20 protein-coding genes are annotated in these 24,797 nt (G+C 39.2%); 2 read left to right on the top strand and 18 right to left on the bottom strand.

What is annotated here, in order from left to right:
* Positions 1 to 96 precede the first annotated feature (96 nt).
* The 3 genes from PLANO_RS03230 to efeO are packed head-to-tail and all read right to left on the bottom strand — an operon-like array spanning position 97 to position 3,951.
* Positions 97 to 1,851, bottom strand: a complete 1,755-nt coding sequence (locus PLANO_RS03230) for an FTR1 family iron permease (protein ID WP_038702954.1) — start codon at positions 1,849 to 1,851, stop codon at positions 97 to 99.
* Positions 1,826 to 3,100 carry an iron uptake transporter deferrochelatase/peroxidase subunit gene (gene efeB / locus PLANO_RS03225; protein ID WP_038702952.1) on the bottom strand — a complete coding sequence of 425 codons (1,275 nt, stop codon included), beginning with the start codon at positions 3,098 to 3,100 and terminating at the stop codon, positions 1,826 to 1,828. The genes PLANO_RS03230 and efeB overlap by 26 nt, the downstream gene beginning before the upstream one ends.
* A gap of 5 nt (positions 3,101 to 3,105) precedes the next feature.
* Positions 3,106 to 3,951 carry an iron uptake system protein EfeO gene (efeO, locus tag PLANO_RS03220; protein ID WP_081976621.1) on the bottom strand — a complete coding sequence of 282 codons (846 nt, stop codon included), beginning with the start codon at positions 3,949 to 3,951 and terminating at the stop codon, positions 3,106 to 3,108.
* Positions 3,952 to 4,148: 197 nt separating this feature from the next.
* On the opposite strand from efeO, the gene PLANO_RS03215 reads away from it, so the two are divergent.
* Positions 4,149 to 4,712, top strand: a complete 564-nt coding sequence (locus tag PLANO_RS03215; protein WP_038702950.1) for a DUF4256 domain-containing protein — start codon at positions 4,149 to 4,151, stop codon at positions 4,710 to 4,712.
* 63 nt (positions 4,713 to 4,775) lie between these two features.
* Here PLANO_RS03215 and PLANO_RS03210 read toward each other — a convergent pair whose 3' ends face one another.
* The 11 genes from PLANO_RS03210 to PLANO_RS03160 form a co-directional block, all read right to left on the bottom strand.
* Positions 4,776 to 5,078 carry a Zn-ribbon domain-containing OB-fold protein gene (locus tag PLANO_RS03210; RefSeq protein WP_038702948.1) on the bottom strand — a complete coding sequence of 101 codons (303 nt, stop codon included), beginning with the start codon at positions 5,076 to 5,078 and terminating at the stop codon, positions 4,776 to 4,778.
* 2 nt (positions 5,079 to 5,080) lie between these two features.
* Positions 5,081 to 6,214, bottom strand: coding sequence for a thiolase C-terminal domain-containing protein (locus PLANO_RS03205; RefSeq protein WP_038702946.1), 1,134 nt, complete (start codon positions 6,212 to 6,214; stop codon positions 5,081 to 5,083).
* Positions 6,211 to 7,692, bottom strand: coding sequence for a class I adenylate-forming enzyme family protein (locus tag PLANO_RS03200; RefSeq protein WP_038702944.1), 1,482 nt, complete (start codon positions 7,690 to 7,692; stop codon positions 6,211 to 6,213). Before PLANO_RS03200 ends, PLANO_RS03205 begins: the two co-directional genes overlap by 4 nt.
* On the bottom strand, positions 7,693 to 8,178 hold the full coding sequence (locus tag PLANO_RS03195) for a PPC domain-containing DNA-binding protein (RefSeq protein ID WP_038702942.1): 486 nt from the start codon (positions 8,176 to 8,178) through the stop codon (positions 7,693 to 7,695). It lies immediately after the preceding gene.
* A complete protein-coding gene (locus PLANO_RS03190; protein ID WP_038702940.1) occupies positions 8,171 to 8,917 on the bottom strand; it encodes an SDR family NAD(P)-dependent oxidoreductase in 747 nt (248 codons plus the stop codon). The genes PLANO_RS03195 and PLANO_RS03190 overlap by 8 nt, the downstream gene beginning before the upstream one ends.
* Before the next feature lie 14 nt (positions 8,918 to 8,931).
* Positions 8,932 to 10,257 carry a TRAP transporter large permease gene (locus PLANO_RS03185; protein WP_038702938.1) on the bottom strand — a complete coding sequence of 442 codons (1,326 nt, stop codon included), beginning with the start codon at positions 10,255 to 10,257 and terminating at the stop codon, positions 8,932 to 8,934.
* Positions 10,254 to 10,745 (bottom strand): TRAP transporter small permease, encoded by a 492-nt coding sequence (locus tag PLANO_RS03180; protein WP_038702936.1) that lies wholly within the window; start codon positions 10,743 to 10,745, stop codon positions 10,254 to 10,256. Before PLANO_RS03180 ends, PLANO_RS03185 begins: the two co-directional genes overlap by 4 nt.
* Positions 10,746 to 10,847: 102 nt before the next feature.
* Positions 10,848 to 11,870: a DctP family TRAP transporter solute-binding subunit gene (locus tag PLANO_RS03175; RefSeq protein ID WP_052124277.1), complete on the bottom strand. Its 1,023-nt coding sequence runs from the start codon at positions 11,868 to 11,870 to the stop codon at positions 10,848 to 10,850.
* 11 nt (positions 11,871 to 11,881) lie between these two features.
* The gene (locus PLANO_RS03170) at positions 11,882 to 13,204 is read right to left on the bottom strand and encodes a (Fe-S)-binding protein (RefSeq protein ID WP_038702934.1); all 1,323 of its coding nucleotides are present in this window, start codon (positions 13,202 to 13,204) and stop codon (positions 11,882 to 11,884) included.
* Entirely contained in the window at positions 13,191 to 14,624 is a 1,434-nt protein-coding gene (locus PLANO_RS03165) for an FAD-binding oxidoreductase (protein WP_038702932.1), read from the bottom strand. The genes PLANO_RS03170 and PLANO_RS03165 overlap by 14 nt, the downstream gene beginning before the upstream one ends.
* Before the next feature lie 126 nt (positions 14,625 to 14,750).
* Entirely contained in the window at positions 14,751 to 15,848 is a 1,098-nt protein-coding gene (locus tag PLANO_RS03160) for a CdaR family transcriptional regulator (protein WP_231554772.1), read from the bottom strand.
* 168 nt (positions 15,849 to 16,016) lie between these two features.
* On the opposite strand from PLANO_RS03160, the gene PLANO_RS03155 reads away from it, so the two are divergent.
* Entirely contained in the window at positions 16,017 to 16,961 is a 945-nt protein-coding gene (locus PLANO_RS03155) for a bile acid:sodium symporter family protein (RefSeq protein ID WP_038702928.1), read from the top strand.
* 84 nt (positions 16,962 to 17,045) lie between these two features.
* Here the strand turns inward: PLANO_RS03155 and PLANO_RS03150 are convergent, their stop codons facing one another.
* From PLANO_RS03150 to PLANO_RS03135, 4 genes are all read right to left on the bottom strand, one after another.
* Positions 17,046 to 18,992, bottom strand: a complete 1,947-nt coding sequence (locus PLANO_RS03150) for a lipoteichoic acid synthase (protein ID WP_038702926.1) — start codon at positions 18,990 to 18,992, stop codon at positions 17,046 to 17,048.
* A 462-nt stretch (positions 18,993 to 19,454) separates the two neighbouring features.
* The gene (locus PLANO_RS03145) at positions 19,455 to 19,970 is read right to left on the bottom strand and encodes a hypothetical protein (protein WP_038702924.1); all 516 of its coding nucleotides are present in this window, start codon (positions 19,968 to 19,970) and stop codon (positions 19,455 to 19,457) included.
* 101 nt (positions 19,971 to 20,071) lie between these two features.
* The gene (locus PLANO_RS03140; RefSeq protein ID WP_038702922.1) at positions 20,072 to 20,845 is read right to left on the bottom strand and encodes a hypothetical protein; all 774 of its coding nucleotides are present in this window, start codon (positions 20,843 to 20,845) and stop codon (positions 20,072 to 20,074) included.
* Positions 20,846 to 20,849: 4 nt separating this feature from the next.
* Positions 20,850 to 24,620 carry an AAA domain-containing protein gene (locus PLANO_RS03135; RefSeq protein WP_038702920.1) on the bottom strand — a complete coding sequence of 1,257 codons (3,771 nt, stop codon included), beginning with the start codon at positions 24,618 to 24,620 and terminating at the stop codon, positions 20,850 to 20,852.
* Between the last annotated feature and the right edge of the window lie 177 nt (positions 24,621 to 24,797).

The following is a 24,797-nucleotide window of genomic DNA, read 5'->3' as shown; positions in this document are numbered from 1 at the left end:
ATCGATTTACTCATTACAAATTAGTACCCAATTTAATCCAGCTAAAAACGTGAAAGAATATAAAAAATGGAATCCCCAAAGGAATTCCATTTGTATTTAACCTTCTACTACCACATGACTAGTACTAGATTGCTTCTTTTTATAAATGATCGTGGCCGCTATAAGAACTAATAAGAAGAATTGCGCACTTAAAGTTTCCACTGATGGGTAAAACCCAATAACGTTAATGACCGGTAAATCCGCAATAATATGCGTTGGCAACACATTGGTTAATTGCAAAGTGTGAATACTTGCCCCGATGATTTTAAACGCTAGCAAATAGATAAATACCGTTGCGACACCAAAGAAGTAATGCATAGGCAGTTTTTTGCTCACTTTAGCAAAAAAGAAGGCCGCTACGACGAGAATTAGTAAAGCTAAAGCGATTCCTAAACTAAAATCGGCTGTCGACATTTTTGGTGCAATTCCCATATAGAAAACAACAGTTTCTGCGCCTTCTCTAAATACTGTTAAGAAGCTAAGTAACGCCATTGCCCATACACTTTGATTGGATAACGCCTGGTTCATTTGTTTTGAAATGTATTGATTCCATGCGGTGACGGTTGATTTACTATGTAGCCATACACCGACTCCAAGCATCATGGCTGCAGCTAGAAGACCTACGTAACCTTCCAACACTTCACGACTCGCATCAATCGTTCCCGATTGAAACCATGTCGACATTAAAATCGCAGCGATGATGCTAACGCCAATTCCTGCTGCTGCGCCTCCGTAAATATAATGCTGCATATGTTGTTGCCCAGCTTTTTTCAAAAATGCAACTAATGCTGAAATAATCAGCAAGGCTTCCAATCCTTCACGCAGTAAAATCAACGCAGAGTCCCAAAAGCTATATTCAGTATCTTGTTGAATAAAATTAATTTGTTGTTTGAATGATTCTAGTTTTTCGCTAACAGCATCTGCTTTGACATTTTCACGTGTTAACTCACTTACAAGAAGCGGTAACTCTGCTTCAATTTCGCTGTACAAGCTCGCATTTTTTGTTCGCACATCTCCCTCAACTGATGGCCAAATGGTGATGAACTTTTTCAACGTGTCCCCGGCTTGTGTGTATTTTTCTTTTTGAATTGCATTTTCGCTGTCATCCAACAAACCTACTAAGGTCGCAAGCGAGTAGTCGTTTGTTGTTTTAGCTTCTTTTATATTTCCTGAACCAAAGTCTTGAATGGTTTGTTCGACTGCTGTAGTTTGTTCACTAAATGCGGTAACGTCAAAATCGTCATTTGCTAAAGCGATTCGCATAAACGACATTTGCGTTTCGATTTGACCATACGCTGCGATACTTTGTGCTTGGACAACGCGCTCGTTTTTCCCCCAACCTGCAAGGAAAATAGAATAGGCTTCTTGAATTTCCTGTTGATCGCCAGTCTCAACTGCCTCTTTCAAATCAGCAACAAAAGGTTCCATCGCTTGCAAAAATTCTTTACGCCCTGCTTCTTCATCCACAGGGTTCTCGGCTTTTTCATAAGCAGTCAGTGCTTTTGATAATACGGTTAAAGCAGCTAAACGCTCATTACTAGACGGTGCGTCAGAAGCATTTTTTAGAGCTTCTGTAACTGCTTCTGATTCTGTCCCTTCCGTAACATTGAGTTGTTGCCATTCTGTTTGAAACTCTTCAATCGCATCTACGGCATTAGAGTCATTACCATTTTGTGTGCTCATAATAGCATCTGTAATTGATACATAGAAAGAGCCAAAAGATTGTTCAGTAGAAGCGAAGGTATGAGCAGGTACTACTAATAAGCTGAGCACAAGAAGTAAAATTTTAATATGTGTTAAAAAGTTTCTCACCTATATAGCTCCCTTTTTGAACCCCTGGGAAGCAAGCAAAAACGCCGCTACCTCGGTGGGTAATGTATTCGTTTAGCTTATCAACACGGCCCATTGCATTTTGGATATTGATAAATTGCTGTGGATCTTTTTGGAACGAAATAAATAATAAACCGGCATCATATGAACCTGTTTCATCGACCAAGCCGCTTGAATAAGAAAATCCTCTTCTCATAATCTGATCTTTTACTTTTCGTGCTAAGGCAATATGTGAATCAACTGGAATGTGAGGATTACCCGTCGCATCTCTCGACTCCAAATCTACCTCATCAAATTCATTTTTCTTGCCGATTGGTGCGCCGCTGTCACGATGTCTACCAAAAGTTGCTTCTTGTCCTTGTAGTGAAGTGCGATCCCATGTTTCTAAGTGCATTTGAATTTTACGGACAACTAAATACGTTCCATTGGTCATCCAGCTTTTCGACTCATCTGGTTGCACCCAAACAACTTCTTTCATGTCTGAAGCACTTTTTGTGTCTGGATTAACTGTTCCGTCTTTAAAAGCAAATAAATTTCGAGGTGTTTCTTTTTTATCTTTTACTTTAGGCGTCGATGTAAATCCTGTTTGTGTCCACTTTAATGACACTTTCCCTGATGCTGCACGTACTAAATTGCGCACCGCATGAAAAGCAACTTGTGGATCATCTGCACAAGCTTGTATGCATATATCTCCACCAGAATATTTCTCATCGATCTGATCTTGTGGAAAATGCGGTAACTCGTTTAGTTCTGAAGGCTTTTTACCGCTTAATCCAAGTTTTTTATTGCTAAACAGTGAAGGTCCGACTCCAAATGTCACCGTTAAGTTTGAAGCATCTAATCCTGATGATTCACCAGTATCTTTCGGTGGCATAAATACTCCTTGAGAAACTTCTTCAAGTTGCTCACCGTTCATCAAACGTACAGTTAAAGGCGTCCACGTTTTAAACAAGTCTTGCAGCTCACTTTGTGATTCAACGAGCACATTTAAAGAAGCAAAGTAAACGTGAGAAGTTGTCGCTGTCGTGATACCTGGTTGATGCTTTCCGTAAAACATCACTTTGTTTTCGGCTTTATGATCGTCGTCAAGAATATCAAATCCAAATGCTTTTGCGACTCCGCCCATACCCGAAGCAAGAACAGCAACTCCAGCTGCTCCAGCGCCCGTAATTTTTAGCATGGACCGTCTAGATATTTTCTTTTCTAGCCATTTCTCATCTGTTGAGGTCATTTTATTCACTCCATTATGATTCCCATTTGACTAAGCGGTTCGCCTAACTGATTTACTGCAGTCGCCAATTTTTTCGTATCTTCTGCAGTTAATTCTTCATAGGATACAAAGCCATTTTCACCTACTCTGTAGTTATCTAGCAAAGTGTATAAGGCATCGAATTTAGTTTCAAGAATTTCTGTTAATGTTTCGTCTTTAGCTGTGATTTCTGGTTCTAGAATACGGAAGATTTTTTCTGCTCCTTCAACGTTTGCTTGGAAGTCGTATAAATCAGTATGAGAAAAAATTTCCTCTTCACCGGTGATTTTTGAAGTAGAAACTTCATTTAACAAGTCAACTGCACCTGTCATCATCAAGTCGGGTGTAACGTCTACCGTTTCAACACGCGCTCTTAATTCTTTTGTATCTATCAATAATTGGTCCGCTATTTCTTCATAACCTTGTGTTGTATTTTCAACCCAAAGACCGTACTCAATTTTATGATAACCCGACCACTCTTCTTCTCCTTGCCCTGCTTCTTTTACGTCTGCTAGACGTGCATCGATACGCGGGTCTAAGTCACCAAAGCTTTCCGCAATTGGTTCTGAACGTTCGAAATACATACGTGCAAGAGGGTAAATAGCTTTCGCTTCTTCAACATCGCCACTCTTTACAGCTTCTGTGAACTTCTCAGTTTCTAATACAAATTCATTCATTTGCTCGATTGCAAATTCTTTATAGGCATCTACTTCAGTTTGCAAATCTATCGTTTCAGCAGCTTCTTCAGGTTGTGTACTTGCTTCTTTTTCTGCACAACCCGCTAATGCGGCGCTTAGTAATATGGAAGATAGTAAAAATGGAGCTTTTTTCATGGATATCCCTCTTTCATCATTTGTTTCTAATTAATAATGATAATCGTTATCAATTGAAAGTCAAGGGCTGTCTTTTAAAAATACGAGAAACTTGTAACCTCTCTTTCGTTAAAATCTATTTGCTAAAATTCTTTTATCCGTGCACAATTAAGTAAGATTATTCTGAGTATTTATTATCGAAGAAGGAGGCTAATCAAATGACGAAGAAAAAAGCTTTATCTACAGAGCAATATGGAGAATTGTTAACTAGTTTGAAAGAGCGCTTCGAACAAAATATGGAACGCCATGACTCACTTGAGTGGGAACCTATTCAGCAAAAGCTAGAAGCTCATCCGTACAAATTATGGTCACTTTTTGAAATGGAACGGACAGGTGGCGAACCAGACGTCGTGAATTTCGATCAAGAGAACGATGAATATATTTTTTATGATTGTTCAGCAGAAAGCCCAAGTGGTCGGAGAAGCATTTGTTACGACCAGAAAGCACTCGACGCACGAAAGAAAAACAAACCCGATAATAATGCGATGACTATGGCTGCTGAAATGGGGATCGAAATTCTAACAGAAGAGCAGTATCGCGCATTGCAAAAGCTTGGCACTTTCGATTCGAAAACATCGAGTTGGGTGTTAACACCAGCAGAAGTACGAGATCGTGGTGGTGCTTTGTTCTGCGATTTCCGCTATGGTCAAGTTTTCTTATACCATAATGGGGCAGACTCGTATTACGGAGCTAGAGGATTTAGAGGAATGGCGCGAATTTAATTGCATAAAAAAAGCTTCCAACCAGTGAAATTTCACCGGTTGGAAGCTTTTTTCATTGCCTTATTAAGAAACCCGCTTGTAAATATAAGCATCCTTTTCTATTCGGTCTAAGCTTACTTTGTCACCAATTTTCACATCTTCTTCAATCCGCGTAGTAACTTTGGCATCAGCTTCATCTAAATCGACTAGCACCACATTATAGGGTGCGATGTCCGCAAATTCCGCTGGAGCTATATGAATTTTCGTAAAGCTGTAGACAGTACCTGAATCAGACACTTCTCTTTCTTCAAATTCGTTTTTCCCACATTCTGAACAAAAATACTTTTTCGTAATAGATTCTTTGTCACAGCAAGAGTAAATTTTCATTCTTACACCCTTTCTAGTATGTGGACAGTTGAGTACGAACCTGTGCCACCTAAATTTTGTGCCAAAGCGAGTCGAGGCGTTTTCTCTAGTTGATTGGCTGCATTTCCTCGCAATTGACGGACCAATTGATAAATTTGTGCGATTCCCGTTGCGCCAATTGGATGACCACGAGATAATAACCCACCACTTGTGTTTACAGGCTTATCCCCCGTTACTTGTGTGCGCCCTTCTTCTATCGCTTTCCACCCTTCTAATGGATTAAAAAATCCAAGTTCTTCTGTAGCGATGATTTCAGTCATCGAGAAGCAGTCATGAATTTCTACTACATCAATATCCTCTGGCCCTACACCTGCTTTTTCGTAAGCAAGACGCCCTGATTCGCCAATCGCTGGTAGTGATAATAAGTTAGAAGCGTCTTGCATTTTAGTAGGTCCCGACACTTGCGACGATGCTTTCACATATATCGGAGATTTTTTACGTGAAATGACAATAGCAGATGCACCATCGGTCATTGGTGAACAATCGAACAAACCGAGTGGATCTGTAATCATACGTGCATTCATTATTTCTTCCAGTGTTGTCGGCTTAGCGAATTGAGCGAGCGGATTATTTACCGCATTTTGACGATTTTTTAATGCCACGCGTGCCAAATGCTCTTTGGTTGCACCCGTCTCATGGAAATATCGGTTTGCTAAAACGCCGAAGAAACCTGGGAATGTTAGTCCTGCATGTTTTTCATTGGTCGTCGTATCCATTGCAGCATTGATTGCTTGCGTAACATCTGGCGTAGTAGCATGCTTCATCTTTTCAACACCGGCTACTAATACCGTTTCGTATTCTCCACTCATGATACCTAATAACCCTTGACGAAAAGCGATTCCTCCTGAAGCGCATGCACCTTCGACTTTTGTTGAAGGAATATAGCCAAGACCTAATTCATTTGCAACAATAGCTCCTAAAATTTCTTGATTGGCAATACTGCCCCCCATAAAGTTACCAACAAATACAGCATCTATTTTTGGACGGCCAGCATCGATCAAAGCTTCAGCGCTTGCCTCTAATAGTAATTCTTTCAATGAAGACGTTAATGTACCAAACTTCGTCATGCCAATACCATGTACATAAACATTCGTCATTGGATCACCTCCGTATGTTTTGTTTTCATTTCACGTTTCAAAATTTTCCCATAAGAACTTTTCGGCAATTCTTCAACAATAAATAGTTCTTTAGGCTTTTTGAAGCTTGCTAAATTTTCTTTACATAAATCGATTAAACTCTCAACCGTTACTTCTTCTCGTCCATTTGGGACAACAAACGCAACGACGTTTTCTCCCCATTTATCGTCAGGAACTCCAATGACACAGGTTTCTTTTACCCCCGTATGTAAATTCAAGACTTCTTCTACTTCGCGCGGATAAATATTGACTCCACCTGAAATGATGACATCTTTTTTACGATCAACAATATACACGTATCCTGATTCATCGCGTCTTCCGAGATCTCCTGTATGCAACCATCCGTCTCTTAACGTCTCGCTTGTTGCCTTCTCATTATTCCAATAACCGCGCATAACAAGTGAACCTTTGGCAATAATTTCACCAACTTCGCCATGCGGTACTTCGTTGTTTTCATCGTCTACAATTTTCACGTCGACAAAGACGCCAATCCGACCACATGAATCTAGACGTTTATGAATTTCATTTCGTGGCATCATCGTAATGCACATAGGCGCTTCTACTTGTCCATATGTCTCTACAAAAATATTCCCAGCTTTATCTAAAGCTTCTTGAAGTTTACTTGCAGCTATTGGCGATCCTGCCATATTAATCGATTTTACTGTAGCTAATTTTGAAGCATCAAAATTAGGATGTTGGATCATTAAATTGACCATGGTAGGTACTAAAAACAAGACTGAGATTTTGTCCTCGACAAGTCCATCTAAAAATTCTTCTGGCTCAAATTTGTTATAAACCACTTGAGTCAAACCGTAGAGCCAAGCTACATGACTTAAAAAGTTTGCGCCGTGAGTTAGCGGTGCAACATGGCCTATTACGTCTTTATAATCGACTTCGCAAACTTGAGCTAACGATAATGCCCCTGCAATAATATTGCGATGTGATAACATCACCCCTTTTGGATTACCTGTCGTACCTGATGTATACATAATCGCAAACAAGTCATCTTCTGCCACTTGTTCAGTAAACGACTGACCTTCATACTGAGCAATGGTTTCTTCAAAATCTACACCCATATATAAAAGTGGAATGCTCGTTTCGATTGTATCCAACAGTTCTTTTTCACCGATTAACAAGCTAAGATCAGAATCATGAATCATGTACTTTAGTTCTTTTGGATGCAACCGGTAATTTAACGGGACTTTAATAAGTCCAGCCAGTGAAACAGCAATGTCTAATTCGATATGTTCGATGCGATTAGACATTAAAATACCGATTCGGTCTCCTTTTTTATATCCAGATGCATGAAAATATGCAGCCAATGCATTTGCACGAGCTAAAAACTCTTTATACGTTAATGAACGATGATCATCTTTTACTGCTATTTTTTCCGGGTATGCATGTGCCGACTTTACCGCTAACTGGCCTATTGTTTCCATTTATAAGACACTCCTTTTTGAAAATTGAAATACAGGCAAGCCCCAGTGAGGATCTACTCCGCGTTGCATACCTACTCCATTAATTGGAAAGATTACATACTCTACCGTAACTGCTACCGGATTTTCCCCATTCAAGAAATGTCCGCCATTAATTTGTCGATCGCAGTCAATCATCATTCCATGAAAATGAACATCAAGTTCCCCATCTTCTCCATAGCCTACAAATCCAGATCCAGATAATAGTTCAACTGGAGATGTGGATTGAATTTTCTCAGAGTAGCGAACAGAACCTTCTTCATCTCCACGCTCCATTTGGACAAACGTTGCATATTGTAGTGATCCAAAACATTGAAAATGAGCAGATTCCACATCGTAATACCGACAGACCTCTTTGATTCCTTCAAACAAATCGACATCTTTCATGAATCTACCTGCAATTCGATGAGATGCCTCATCAAAGACAGCTTGGATTCGAAGATTATCCAATGCTAATCCCTCCATCAACTTTAAGTACTTGTGAAGTTGTATAGCTCGCCTCTTTTGTAGCAAAATACATGACTGCGTTCGCAATATCACGCGACTCTCCCATGCGATCGATTACTTGTTGACTCGTATCATATGGCACTCCTGCGGTAATACCCGTTAACGTTGCTCCTGGCGCTACAGAATTACACGTAATTCCGTATTTGCCAACTTCTTTTGCTACCCATTTTGTTAAAGCGATCACTCCGCCTTTGGATGCTGAATAGGCTGGACCTGAACGGCCATTTTTCTCACCGCCTGAAACAACGCCACCGTTAAGCCCTGATACTGAACTAATGTTGATTATGCGTCCATATCCTCCTTCTTTCATATGAGGATAAACAACTGCTTGTGTAAACAGGAATGTCGCTTTTAAATTTGTATCCATATCCCGATTCCACATTTCAATCGTCATATCTTCTAAATCTAAACGACTACAGGTACCTGCATTATTAACTAACACGTGAATTTCATGGTATTTCTCGATAGTTCGATTGATCACTGCTTTAACAAAATCAGCATCTCTAATATCTCCTAGACATTCCAAATACTCCGCTCCATCTAGTAAGGCAATTGTTTTCTCGCAGGAATTTAAATCTACTAAAACAACACGAGCCCCTTCTTTTGCCATTTCGATCGCTACTGCTTGTCCAATCCCACTTGCTGCACCTGTTATAATAGCTACCTCATTTTGCATTTTCATTTATCGTTATCCCCCTATTTTACATTTAGTAAGTCTGGTAAGAATGTTGAAATTTGCGGTATATATGTAACGAGCATCAATACAATAACCGCAGCAATGATGAATGGTAAAACTCCTCGCGATATCTCGACAATGCTCGTCTGCGAAATTCCAGCAGCAACATAAAGATTCAACCCTACAGGAGGTGTAAATAAACCAATTGCTAAGTTAACTGTCATAATGACACCAAAAACGGTCGGATCAACTTCTAAAAAGATAATAATTGGCAATAAAATCGGAACAAAAATATAATAAGCAGAAATGGCATCGATAAAAGCACCTGCTATTAACAAAACTACGTTGATTAGCAATAAGATAAGTATCGGATTGCTAGTTAAACCTAAAATACCTTCTGATATATCTCGGGCAATTTGCTCAGTCGTAATGATGTAAGCAAAGACAGATGCTGCACTTACAATAATCATGACGACCGCTGTCTGTACAGCTGCTTCAATAAAGATTCGATACATCTTTTTAAATGTATCTTGTCGATTAATAAACATACCAACGAGCAAGCCGTAAACAACTGCAACTACCGCTGCTTCTGTCGGTGTGAAGAAGCCTCCATAAATACCACCTAAAATAATAACCGGAATCATCAGTCCAGGTAGTGCACCAATAAAAGCATCCCAGCGCTCTTTCCCTGTTGCTTTTCGAATTTCTACGCCTTCTGGCAAAATAAACTCTCCACGTTTTTCTTGCCGGGACCGTACGATCAATGCTGCGACGACGAAGGCAGCTCCCATTAAAATGCCTGGAACAACACCTGCCATAAATAACCGATTAATTGTTACAGGGATTTGATCTCCAGCTACAACTGCAAAGACAATAAATGCAATACTCGGTGGAATAACGATTCCTATCGCACCAGAACTTGCAACTAGTGCTCCAGCAGTTTCCTTTTTATAACCATTTTTGATCATCGAGGGAATCAAGATTCCTCCGATTGCTGCTACCGTTGCTGGACCAGACCCTGAAATTGCTGCAAAAAAGACAGCGACAATAACCGTGACTAGAACAATACCGCTTTTTCGGTGCCCTACTAAAGTTTGGGCAAAATCAATAAGTCGCTTAGAAATTCCGACGTGTTCCATAATGACGCCCGCTAAAATAAAAAACGGAATCGCAAGCAATGTAAATTTGGCGACGCTTGTATACATAATGTCTGTGACCATCTCTAAGCCGAAAATACCGCTTGAGGAGACGAGCACAATAATCGAAGAAACACCCAGAGATATTGCAATTGGCACTCGCAAAAATACAAGTAAGAAGAATAGCCCAAATAATACTAAAGCAATCACAATGTCTCATCTCCTTTACTGTGCGAATGCATCTCTAATTTCATCTCTTCTATAAATACTTGAATCGTCCTTACCACACAAAGGAAAGCACCAATTGGGAGTGCAGAAGATAGAATCCATTGAGGCCAACCTAAAGAAGGAGTTTTTTGACCTATATCCATTTGGAACGATACCATTTGAAGGCCATACCAAAGCAAGACACCAAATAAGATCAAACTCATTGATGAAGAAAAGACAATAAAAACTTTTCTAAACAATGGGTTCATATGATCAAAAATCAGCGTAAATCCAAGATGTCCAAAACGACGAACACCTACAGCAGTTCCAACAAAAGTGAGTAAGACAAACAAGTTAATCGTAATTTCTTCCGTAAACGAAAGAGATATACTTGCTATGTTTCGTGAAACAATATTTGAGAATGCAATTATGGTCATGGTTAAAAAGGTGAGGAATAAAATGCCTTCTTCAACATAATTTAAGATTTTCAATAGAGTAGCCTCCCCGTACCTTAGCTTTATAACGAGTAGCAGGGCCTCTTTATTTGAAGTAAAAGAAGCCCTGCACTGTCATAAATTCATAGAATCCCTGTCTTACTCACCTTGGAATGCTTTTAGTAAATCTGCACCCCAGATATCTGTGTATTTATCATAGATTGGACTTGCTGCTTCTTTAAATTGAGCAATTTCATCTTCTGTTGGTGTGTAAATTTGCATGCCAGCAGCTTCAAGTTCTGCAATTTGCGTTTCTTCTTTTTCACGAGCAATCTTAACTTGATATTCAGCAGCTTCTTTACCTAAACGATCAAACAATTCTTGGTCTTCTTCACTCATTGAATCGTAGAGTTTTTTATTCATCCCAAGTACCAGTGGGTCATATGAATAGTTCCAAAGCGTCATGTAGTCCTGAACTTCTTGTAATTTAGAAGACGAGATAACATCGATCGGATTTTCTTGTCCATCGATTGTTCCTTGTTGAAGCGCTGTAAATACTTCAGAGAAAGTCATCGTTTGTGGATCTGTTCCCAATTCTCGGTATAGATCTGTATACATTGTGATACCAGGAATACGAATTTTTAACCCTTTTAAATCTTCTGGGTTTTTGATTTCCTTTTTACTGTTTGTTAGTTGGCGGAAACCATTTTGACCGTAGCCAAGTGCTTGAACACCTTTTTCTGCAAGAATTTCTTTAAACATCTCTCCGCCTTCTCCAGCAAATACAGGATCTACTTCATCTACTCCTGTAAATAAGAATGGCGCACTCGCTACACCGAAACGTTCATCTAAGATTGAGTAAATAATCGTCGAGTTAAATGTTAAATCAATCGAGCCTTTTGCCAAACTTTCTACTGCTTTACCAGAATCACCACCTGATAACTGCTCATTCCCAAACAGCTCAAGATTAATGCGTCCATCTGATTCTTCAGCAAGATCTTCTTTAAGCTTTTCGGCAGCCTCGTACCAAGTTGAAGACTCCGAAACTGTTACTGACATTTTCAGATCATATTCTTCCTTGTCAGATTCTCCACCGCTTTCTGCTTCGTTTGAACCACACGCCCCTAATACTAATGCCGTTGATAAACCAATAACTGCCATGCTCATTTTTTTCTTCAACATTCTCTTCACCCCTAGTTTTGGTTTTTGTGAATTGCATCATATAAAAAATCAACAATGTGTACTGCTTGCATCTCTTTTTCTAACCCTTCGCGCTGAATACCTACTTGCATTTGCATCAAGCAGCCCGGATTAGACGTTACAACCTTCGCGGGTTGCAGCTCTTTCACTCCTTTCATTTTTAAGTCGAGTATTTTTTTCGCCATTTCAGGCTGCAGTATATTGTAAATACCTGCAGAGCCACAACAGCTTTCTGCATCAATCAATTCTTTATATTCAAAACCTGGCGCATCTTGTAATAGAGACCTAGGTTCTAAAAACACTTTGTTGACGTTACGTAAATGGCAAGAGTCCTGATAAGTAACAATCGCTTGGCTCTCAACTTGAATTTCTTTTAATCGATTGTTTAAGCCCAGTTTTACTAACAGTGAAGAAATATCGATCATTTTCTCCGAAAAACGCTTTGATTTTTCAGCGTATGCCGAATCCACTTGTAAGTGTTTCTCATATTCACTCAAGAAAGCACCACAACCACCTGCATTATTGACGATAAAATCATAGCTGTCTGAATCAAATGCATCGATATTCGTTCTCGCGTTACGCAATCCTTTTTCTAGTTCTCCGCTATGGCCATGCAAAGCACCACAACATTGCTGTTCTTTTGGAATTACGACATTAGCTCCAAGTGATTCTAATAACTCGACGGTCTTTCGGTTAGTTTCTTGAAAAAGTGTATCCATTAAACATCCAGCAAAGAATGCAACGGTGGTCGTTTTCGGTTTTAAAGCAGCTGTTCTTTTTTTCTTCGTTTCAATAGTTGGCAATACGCCTTCCATTTCTTTCATAAAAGGTGGGAAAAGATTTAAAAACCCAATTTTTCTTGTCGCTTTTTGCAATCCGCTTTTTTGATAAAACTGAACAAGTTTTACTGCTCCGGCCATTTTCTTTTGGTCTGCAAACACACCATCAAAAGTAGATTTTCGAACTGCTTTTTCTGCTATTGTTTGAGGTTTTACTTGTTCTATCGCAACACGCGTTTCTTCAATCAACACACCGTACTGTACTCCTGCAGGACAGGCTGGCTCACAGGCTCGACAGCCAAGACACATATCAAATGACTCTTTAACTGAACTGTCCCAAACCACATCCCCATCACGCATCCCCTTCATTAATGCAATGCGACCACGTGGAGAATGGATTTCATCTTTGTTCGTCACTAAATATGTCGGACAAGCTGGTAAACAAAAACCACAACGCATACAATCCATCAAATACTCTTCATCCACATTTTCTTTAAACGATTGTTGCATCCGTTGCTGCAATTCAGTTACCACCATGAATCACCAGCCTCTTCTTTGTTTCTTTCGCAAAAATTTTGCCGGGGTTCATAATGTTTTTAGGATCAATCGATTGCTTGATGTTACGCATCAAAGCCATACCTGATGCGCCAAGTTTCCATTCCAGATAAGGTGATTTCATTTCTCCTACACCATGTTCACCTGTTATGGTTCCACCCAAATCGATAGCTACTTGAAATATTTCATCTAAAGCTTTTTCAACTCGTTCCATTTCTTCTTTGTCTCGTACATCCGTCAAACAAGTAGGATGTAAATTACCATCCCCTGCATGACCGAATGTACTGATTTGAACATCGTATTTCAGCGCAATTTCTTGTATCGCTTTGACCATTTTTGCAATTTCAGAACGTGGAACCGTTGCATCCTCCAAAATAGTCGTTGGACGTTTTCTAGATAAAGCAGATAATGCAGCTCTTCTTCCTGTTTTTAAGACCTCTGACTCTTCTTCTGAGGCAGCTAGAATAGCTGACGTTGCTCCATTTTCTTTTGCTATAGCAATCATTTTTTTCATATCTTCCTCAACTTGCTGTTCGCTGCCATCTTGCTCCATCAGCAACATAGCTTCTGCTTCGCGAGGCAGCCCAATTTTCATAAAGTCTTCTACTGCACCGATAGTTCCCTTGTCCATAAACTCAAGTGTTACTGGAATAATTCGATTTGAAATAATTGATGAGACCGTTTTTGCGGCCTCTTCTAACGAATTGAAATAAGCAATTCCGGTTTTCTTAGCAACAGGTAGCGGGATCAACTTCAACGTGATTTCCGTAATAACTCCAAGCGTTCCTTCAGAGCCAACTAAAAGCGATAATAGATCATATCCCGCAACGTCTTTCGCCAACTTCCCGCCAATTTTCATCACATCTCCATTAGGCGTAACAACAGTAAGCGCTTTCACATAATCTTTAGTAACACCATATTTAAGTCCTCGTAATCCCCCCGAATTCTCACTGACATTACCGCCTATCGTTGAGATTTTCATTGAGCTTGGATCTGGAGGGTAAAATAAGCCATTTTTTTCTACATATATACTTACATCTTGTGTAATAGCTCCAGGCTGAGTGGTTATCGTTAAGTTTTCCTGATCTAACTCTAAAATTTCGCTCATGTTGTTAAATAATAGAACTACTCCACCTCGAGACGGAACAGTACCTGCCGCCAAATTGGTTCCTGATCCTCTCGGAACAATGGGGATTTGTTCTTTTGCACAGAATTTGACAATTTCTGCAACTTCCTCTGTATTTCTAGGCGATAGCACTAAATCAGGCATCGCTTGAAAATTTGCTGTTGCATCATAGGAGTAAGCAAGCAAGTGAGCTTGCGAATGTTTTACATTTTCTTCTCCAACTATTGATATGAAAGAGTTTTTTATATCCAACTCCACTTTTCTCACCACTTTCATGTAAACTCTTTTGATAATTATAATATTCAAACTGTTCTAACTTCTATGTTCTTTGTCACAAATTCAATCGAAAGTTCATTCTTTTTTTTGTACAAAAGACCAAATGACCCTCTGAAATTCAGAGAGTCATTTCTTTCGGTAAAGGCGAACCGCCGTATATACGATTACTAAATCATTTACATCATGTAAATCTACATTTAATATATTTTGGATTTTGTTTATCCGATAGATCAAGGTATTTTTATGTATATGTAAGCTATCTGCTAAATCTTGAAGTGAACTTTTCCGCTTTAACCAAGCCTCTAAAGTTAACATCAACTCTTCTTCTTTTATTAAAGGCTCAATTGTACGTTTTAAAAACTCTTTCTGTACTTCTTCTCGAATCGAATAATATAGCAATTCCAATTTCAGATCTTCTTCAAATACTATTTTCCCTTGTCTTGCGGAAACTGCTAGCGCGGTTTCTGCTTGGCTAAATGATTCTTTTAACTGATGGAAGTTATTAAAACTTCCTATACCAATCGGTAACTTTTGTCGTATCTTCTTTTGGATTTTCAATGATAAACTCTTTAATCCTTCCATCATTTGCTCTTTTTTAATATCTGGCATTAACAATACTAACTTTTCCATTCCCCATCTGATAATCTTCAGTTCGGGATGAATGGTTTGAATTCTCAACAAAGCTTCTACATCGGCAATTTCAAGTTGTTGGTATGTTTGTATTACAGCGATACGCCGGTAAAGAGAACTATCAATATTGATCATACGTGCTCTGTCTTCAATGATTTCTATAGGAGATTCCGTTGTTACCAAATCAAAGAAAAAGAATTCAATTTCACGGATGTCTCGCTCTTTTTCCTCTCTTGAGATAGAATCCGTAATAAACAGCTCGACAACTTTCCTCACTAACTTCGCATATTGTTCTACTTCTGCCGGTTTCCCGGTAATCCCTAGAACGCCAATGGGTGCTCCTGAAACAATGATTGGCATGACTATACCAGGACGCACGCCACGTAACTTGTTACACAGCTCTTCCGTTAAATGGAGTTCCTGTTGATTTCTCATTGAAATCGCGGCACCTTCATGAAATGAGTTTAACCGATTAGAATCGGTGCTCGCGATGATAAAACCATTTTTATCTGTAACTATCACATTTTTATCCATTAAAGACGTGAGTTCTTCTACTATTTTAGAACTTAATGATTCTAAATCAAACAAATTCACCACCCCTATCCACTATGCATCAAATATTTCATGAGTTTTTTGTATATTCTATTTTAGCTTAACAGATTTTTTAAATTTTCTTTTTTTATAAATAAGACTGAATAATTAAACATTAATGAGTATAATAAATGCTATTAGCATAATTCGATTGAAAGGAAGAATAGACGCATGTCTCTTATAGCATTCATTTCTAGGAAATTACCTTTTCTAATTTTATTGGTTTCAGTTGCTACTTATTTCTCTCCTGTTCATTGGCAAGTATCATCATGGGTACCTAGTTTACTGCTAGGAGCTGTTATCTTCTTTGCTGGATTGTCGATGAATATAGAAGCATTTAAAGAAATTCGAAAAAAGAAGAAAGAATTACTGGTGATTACGGGGCTAAAATGGACACTCACTGTATCCGTATCAATCGCATTGGCTCATCTCTTTTTTTCTTCTAAACCTGAAATTGCTGCTGGTCTTATTTTAGCTGGAACTGTTCCAAGTGCTACGGCTGCTACTGTATATACGTTTTTAGCAGGCGGTAACGCTTCGCTCGTTGTTGTTGCATCTCTACTTGATGTTGCAATTAGTCCTATCGTTACACCGTTAGCAATGGTCGGTGTATCGAGCGAACAGATCTCCCTATCCTTTTTCGATCTTCTCATATCGTTTATGCTAATTGTCGTATTGCCGATGGGACTGGGTTTATTTCTTCAAAAAGTAATTCCTAGTTTGAAGTCTTACACCGGTTCTGTCACAAAGCTTGGGACCTCGATAGCGTTACTAGTTATTGTTCATACCATTATCGGCAGTGGTAAAGAAGCAATCGCTTCCGAATTAGCAACTATTCCCCTAATCGCAATGGCGACATTTATACAAGTTACCTTACCAATGGCTGCTGCTTACTTTATTGCGCGAGGACTAAAGATGGAAGAACAAGACGCACGTGCTGCTCTATTCCAAGTAGGGCTCTGCAATACGGCTCTTGCTGCGATTCTTGCTTATAAATTTATCGGAGAACTTGGCGTAATAGCGCCAATTTTTAATATGGTCTTTAATTTATCAATCGGCGCAATGATTGCAAATCGGTTCAGTAAATTGGACGGTATTGCGGAAGAGACAAAATAGAAAAAACAGTTGAATAGTTTTATTCAAAAAAAAGCATCCTCATTGACGGTAAAATCCGTCTTAAGGATGCTCTTTAGTTATTGCTTATTCAGTTTCCTCTAAAGACGTGCTTTGATAGCTATAGTCCGATGGATCAATAGGCGTAAACCCGATTGGTGTATAGAACCTCAACAAATCACCATTGACCAGTTGATCGGACAACTCAAGCTCGAAATTTGATTGTTGCTGAAGCTGCTCTGCTTTCGCTAGTTGCTCGTCTTCAATCAGTAAACCAGTTTCAGGGTTATAGAATTTCTCACCGATTGAGAAAATTTCAGGACTGACGTAATCGCCATTTCTGAACGTTACCAATTCTTCATGGTCTTCAGATAATAAATCTGCACCAAACTGAACATAATTTTCCGTTTCTACTCCTAACATGTGAAGCACTGTTGGCAGAAGATCAATTTGGCCACCATACGTGTGATCAATGCCGCCTTCCATGCCAGGCACGTGGATAAACAAAGGCACACGTTGAAGATTAGCATTTTCAACTGGTGTAATTTCTTTTGAAAGAATTTGTTCCATCGCTTGGTTATGGTTATCAGAAATACCATAATGATCTCCGTATAGGATGACCATCGTGTTATCAGTTAAACCAGACTCTTCTAGTTGCGTAAAGAATTGCTCGATCGCTTCGTCTGCATAGCGAGCTGTTTGGAAATAATCATCTACGCTTGAATCTCCCGTTGTCGCTTTTCCAATCGTTGTTAACTCTTCATCCATGTGGTATGGAAAATGATGCGAAACCGTCAGTAACTTCGTATAGAAAGGTTCTGGCAATGATTCTATCATTTCACCTGACTGTTCAAAGAACGGTTTGTCCATAACGCCATATTCCGCCATGTCTTCTTCTGTCAAATTGGTATACGATTCAATATCGAAAAAGTAATCATAACCAAAAGATTTGTATACTTCATTTCGGTTCCAAAACGTTCCGTTGTTGCCATGAAAAACCGCTGATGTGTAGCCTTTATCTTTTAAGATAGCCGGTGCAGCCTGATACGTATTACGTCCTTTTGTAATAAATGCTGAACCTTTCGGCAAACCGAACAACGAATTTTCAAGCATAAACTCCGCGTCTGAAGTTTTACCTTGAGCCGTTTGGTGGAAGAAATTATCGAAATACAACGTGTTTTGATCGCCAATTAACGAATTCAAAAACGGTGTAACTTCTTCTCCATCTAACTCATAATTTAACAAGAATTCTTGGAACGATTCCAAATGTAAGTAAACAACATTCATGCCTTCAGCTGCACCAAAATAGTCCTCATTTGGTTTCGCATAATTGGATTTCGTGTAGTTTAACACTTCTGTATTATCGTCGCTATCAGCTAAAACTCGTTGAGTAGAGGCTTTCAGAGTTTCGACAGTATCATAGAGCGCGTAGTTGTACATACCTAAATATTTTACAATGTAGTTTCTATCGAATCCTCTCGTTAACAATTGAGGACGATCTTTTTCCGCTAACGCTAAGTTAAAGAATGAAATAGCGAGCGCAATTGTAATAACAGGTAGAATCACTTTAGTTTTAAAATTTCCAGATTCTTTTTTAAGTTTATTCGAGAATACAAGAACACCTAAAATAATTACGTCGGCAAAAAACAACACATCTGTTGGTTGGATTAAAGTCAGCACACTGCCGCCTAAATCACCGAAGTTTTGTGTTTGAAATAAAGTTGGCAAGGTGATAAAGTCACTAAAAAATCGGTAATATACAACATTCGCATATAACATAACAGACATTAATGTGTATATTAACAATAGTGACCAGTACTTCCGTGCCCCTTTAAAAAAGAACGATAAGCTTAGTAGTAATAAAGCAGAACCAAGCGGATTGATAAACAGCAGTAATTCTTGGAGTGTACTGTCAACATCCAATTTAAATTGTGTTTTTTGTGATACATAGGTTTTTATCCACAGCATAGCAACAGCTAAAGCAAACAGTGGTAAGAACTTATTCATTGTTTTTTTATTGTCAGTGTTATTCATTTTATATTGCACCTTCTCATTAGTAATCTTCATCAGGACGTTGGGACATTAAAGTGAAATTCTGAACCCAATAGCGAACGTAAATTTATTGTAAAAATTATGACAAGCTCTATTTTACTCTAATATACTAGAAAATGACAGTTTGGTGTTTTTTCAGAATATTCATCTTCTGTTAGTGAAGTTAAACCTTTTTCTATTGGTATTGATATTAAACAAAGAAAAGTTCATTTCTGATTAAAAACAAAAAAACCCTCTTGCTCGAAAGCAAGAGGATTTCATGGAAGGAGTTTTAAAACAGGATTGTGGTCATCGACCGTCACTTGCTTTTAGTTGGTTATCGGTAACAGGTAAAATCGTAATGGGGTATAGGTTATTGGTTTGCCTTAGCCATTAGAGTTGAATGCACCGAAGTACAAGAGGTTTCCTTCCATGCCTTGGAGTGGAGTCTCACCACTCCAAGGTTTAGAAATACTTCTCGCTATCAAAATCCAATACGATCGAATAATTTTTGGTGTTGATGGCATTTGACAGTCGGTTTGCTAACCGTTCTTGCTCTACTGCTTTGATGCGGTATTCTTCCGGTTCGAACATCGCCTTTCGAATAACCGGAACGCCCTCGCCGTAACCAAATTGAAGCTCTTCTTTTGCAGATGATCCAAATTGTTTGAACTTGCGTGCTTTGGCGCGTAATTGAGTAGCCAATTCGATGGCTTCAACTATTGCTAGTTCTTCTCCATTAAAGCTCACTTTGTTTTTATAATTGGCTTGATACATCAATTTATCAAGTAAACGGAAATCTTTGCGAATATCATCGATTTCCTCTTCAACTTGCGAAAGCGACCGCGCTTGTTTTGGCTTCTTGCCGCCTTTTTCAATTTCCACAAAGGCTACGCGGTCCATTTCCTCTTCCAATTCATGAATGCGTTTTGCTAATACAGATTTCAACTTTACAGCTTCGGCTAATGAAAGATTCGACATAATCCGGTCCCCTTTAATTCGTAATCATTCTTATACTGACTAGCCTAGCAGACCACCTATTTTTTTACAATCTTCACGTATATGAATAAAAGTAGACACAACTATTTCGCTGTGCCTACCTTTACTGCATTTTTCTCTTCCATCGCTTTACGCCACTTTACAAGTTCGCGCGCTTCGATTTGTTTTTCTATTATTTCATCCCAGCTATTCGTCATCGTATTCCAAACACGTGCAAAAAAGATGTCTTGTTTTTCGTCATATAATTGAAATTCAACACAAGAAATGTATTTTGTCTTTTGTTCTATGCAGCTCGTTATGCCCGTAATAATGGTTTGAAAGCTTTCTTCTCCAACCTGAACACCTTCTTTGAACAACAACTGTTCGATTCGGTCTTTGTTCAAGCTCCCCTTAATAGGATAACGGTAAAGTGCAAGCCTTTCGTCTGCTACTAGTAAAGAGTCTTCTGGCGTCAAACGATACTCATCATGAATCGCGCTATACGAAATGACCGTTTGACCGCCTTCCATTTCTTCATCAAAAATTCCTTTTTCCAAATAGTCATGTCCTTTTGGCGTCAACTTATACCCTGTCTTTTCCAATCCAATCAATCCTATGCGCTGCATTTTATAGATCAAGTCGCTAATAAACAACTCTTCCACAAATAGCATTTCCGATAAATTGGCGGCTCGTCGAATATCGGCTTCTTGAAAAGCCAGTAGTAGCATCTTCATCAAAATATCCATCTTTAATCGTTTAACTCGATCAAAACCAACATCATACAAAACAATCGGCAGCTTCCAATATTGCTCATTGACGATGGAGACATCCGGATTGCTCGTTATCGTCGTCCGTAATTCCGTTCCTAAATTGTCCACATCGTCACCCCTTACTGTTTGCTAATGCTTTCAAGCCGTTTTTCTGCTTCACAACTTCTAGTACATGTTTGTACATTTTGCGCGTTTCCGCCTGTTTCGCTCTTTTGGTAAACATTTCTGAACTGCCGACGAGCACTAATAACTCTTTTGCACGCGATAACGCGACGTTTAAGCGGCGGTAGTCTTTCGCAAAACCGATATCACCGTGCTTGTTTTGATTGTTACGAACCATACTCAGAATGATAATGTCACGTTCGCTTCCTTGGAAACGGTCAACCGTTCCTGTCCGAACCGTCAAATGCGGCAAGCGCAGTTCTTGGTCGAGCATGCGTTGCAGTCGTTTCACTTGTTCGCCGTAAAAACTAATAACGCCAATACTTTTCACTTCGTCTGGAGCAATTCGACCAGCCTGTTTTGCTCTGGCGGCTGCGTCATTCAATTCGATTAATAACGCACGAATTTCCTGAAGCTCAGAAGCGTTATACAAACTCTTCCCACCGCTCATGCGTTCTTCAAAAAAGACAGGTTCATTCGGCAAATCAAGCCACATCAAATGATTATCTCGTTTGACAATCGGTGATTCTAATAAATGATCTCGCTCGCTATCAGAGTCCTCGATACCACATTGCAATTGATCGTTTTCCAACCGGTAAAACGGTGAAATGGTTTCCATAATGTCTTCATGCATGCGGTATTGAATAGCAAGCATGGTTTTATTGGCAGCTGGTAAGTTTTTATACAGTCGTTCAAATAGCGATTCTTCTAATAGCTTTTCTAGCTCTTTCTTTTCTTCAAAGCCATTGTCTTCAGCAATCATTTCTTGCAGCGTTTCTTCTAATGTGTCGTTGCCGAGAAGCGGCGGCAATTGATGATGATCTCCTACTAAAATGACTTTTTGTCCTTTTAACATTGGCAACAATAATTCCGGTGGCGTCGCTTTTGACACTTCGTCAATTATGACCACATCAAACTCTGGGTAATTATCGATAAAATCTTTACGTGCTGAAGCCACACAGGTCGTTCCAATCACATTGGCGTGTTTAATATATAATTTGCGGATTTCATCTAAATCATGCTCGTTCGCAGTGGCCAATAAATCCAACCATTTTTTTTGTACCGATTGCAATAAAGGCAAATTCTTCATTTCTTGTTTGAGCGATTCTTTGGTAAATGACAAACTGGCGAGTTGTTTTGTTGTCTCTTCTAGTCGCTGTTCAGGATTTGAAGTCACAACTTCCGATAAAACACCGAGTTGCTGTTCACAATCCGCTATTACCAGTTCGACTTGTTCAATTTCAGCTTCTACTGTAGCTAATTGTGTATTTGTAGATTCTAACAACCTACGTTTTTGTTCGTGTTCAACTTGTTGTGAGGCTATACGCTGCTTGGTTTGGTCAACCAACGCTTTGTCTTTTTGAAGCTTGTTGAGTTGCGCTTTAGACTCGTGAATTGCCCCGTTAATGTCAGCGGGTAGATCTTCAGCGTTTGGCAATTGGCGGTAACGCAGCTCGAGTGGTGCCATATCTTCTTGCTGTTTTTCTTGTTTTTCTAACCACTTCTCGTCCCATACACGGTACTGTTCTTGCTGTTTAATTAGTTCCGCGCACAAGGTTTTCTTCAAATCGCTAAAAGCTCGTTTTGACTCTGCAATATACACATCAACCGCTTTAAACTTCGCACCTCTTCTCCACAAATCGCTTTGTCTTCTATATAAGCCGATAAGCCCTTTTTGCAAAACAGTCGGGTTGCTGCGTTGTGCGCCTTTTAAGATCGCTCTCAACTTTTCTAAATACTCATCAATTTCTGCAGAGCTATACGCTTCTGTTTTTAATAAGGCTTGTTCTTTTAAACTAGCCACTGAAATATCGACTGAGGCTAATAGTTTTTCTATATATGAAATTGCCGTAGAGACGAGTTCGTTGTATTCGTTTAGCTTCGTCCAGTCTGCCATGTTTTCACGATTGGCTTCTAGTCGGTTGATCAAATACGTAATTGACGCCGTTTCTTCGACACGTTCTTCTTTTAATAGGGCCAGCAAACTATCGATTTTCTTAATACTGTCCATATTAGCAACGGCTAATTTTTTTTGTTCTATAATTTCCGCCATTTGATCGCGTTTTTCTTTGATGGCTTCTAGTTCTTGCCTTTTCACTTCTAAATCTTGCTCTATTCGTTCTCTTCCAAGCGCGCGTTCGAGTTGTTGAATCGTGCCTTTAATGTTCTGTTCTTGTACGAGCCACTCGGTGTCTTCTTTATCTTCAACAAATGCTGTGTCTTGTTGAAGCAAATTCTCTAGTTTTTGAATTGCTTTTTCGATCCCTTGTTTGTCTTGTAACGCTTTATCTTGCACACGCTCGAATGCAGATTTTTTTATTTCTTCTTGTTCGAGTTGCTGTTTAATCTTATGTTGTTTTTCTACAGCTCGCTTTTTCTCTTCTACTGCAACTACTAAACTTTCATAGACGGGCTGAAGTTTTTCTGTAGCTTGTTCATTTTGTGCTAGTTCTTTTTTCAATTCTGGTTCGCGTTTTTTGCGCATTTCATACTGTGCCGATACTTCTTTTAAGGTATGGTCTTTCCAATATTGGCCAACATTTTCTTCGATAAACTTTTTGCCTTCTTCTTCAATGCTTTCGGTACGGCCCACTCGTAAAATCCGGATGTCTTTATTGGCCAATAAACGTCCAAGTGCATTATCAACGGCCAAATTTGACTGCGATGCGACAAGTGTTCGCAATCCTTTTTTAGCATTCTGCAAACAGATTTCTGAAATAACCGTAGTCTTTCCTGTTCCTGGTGGCCCTTGTATTACATACAAGTCCTCTGCTGCCATTGCACCTGACACCGCTTTTTGCTGAAACTCGTTTAAACGGTTATGAAACGATAGTTTTTCGAAAGGCTTTAGCGGTTTAACAGGGGGCTTTTCTTCAAATAAAAGACGATCCAAATTCGGATTTACCGCAAGTCCTTTTTCCAAATTGGCAAAACCTTGACGAAGTCGTCTTATTTGGCTTAATGCTGCAAAATTACTAAAGACCACTTCTTTTTTATCAAGTGACAAGTCGTTTTCTCTCAGCTGTTTGACCATGTAATTTTGAAGTTCGATTTCTACCGTTCTGTTCGCCGCTTTAATCACGGTACCGACGTCTCCGGAAACTCCAGTTAATCGCACCGTTAAGTTTTTTAACGATTTCCACTCGGTTTCTTTTAGCTGGCAACCTTTTAATGTGATGCGACTGAAATCATGACTAAACGACAAACTCGAATAAGCGGTTTTGATGTCTGGAATATCCATCCCGCGTTCTTGAATTTTCAAATAGCCTTCCCAACTACCAATCCGTTTTTTAACGTATTCCGAACTTTCCTTAGCTGGTGTCATTCGGTTAATCAGGTTGATCAATGGGATAGATGCTGCCTCACGCGATCGATCAAATAGCATATATTCCTCACGCTGCCAGTTCGTGCCAAGCGCTTGATAGGATTTTCGCTGTGTTACATTGGTGATCAACAAATTGTGATTCGTAAAAACACCGTGTAAAACAAACGATGCTTCTGCTTCTTTTCCCGTTAACCGGACATTTTCCGATCGGTCCAAAATTAACGCAACCGAAAGCTCACCATCCGCATTAGAAGGATAGCGTTCGATAAACACCTTAAACGCTTTGTCCGCAACAAAAAATGAGCGTTCGCTGATGCCGAACACGCCCATTTTTTCCATTGCCGTCTTGGTTAGTCGTACCGATGTTTTATATGTCGCTGAATGTTGTTTACTCATGTAATCACCTGTTCTTTGGAGCTAAAAAATTTCAAACCGACGCGTTTTGCCTGATTTGTTTTCATCTAATCATATCATCTATTGTCCGATATGCGCTTTTAAAATTGTGAAATTTATAGGAAAGGCTTTTAGATGTAGACGCTGAATTTTCAAGATAATAAAAAAGCCGTTTGTACG

This window comes from Planococcus sp. PAMC 21323, assembly GCF_000785555.1.
In the GTDB taxonomy this organism is placed as follows: Bacteria; Bacillota; Bacilli; order Bacillales_A; family Planococcaceae; genus Planococcus.
The sequence above is the reverse complement of the archived record's forward strand: the minus strand, read 5'-3'. Positions and strand labels throughout refer to the sequence as shown.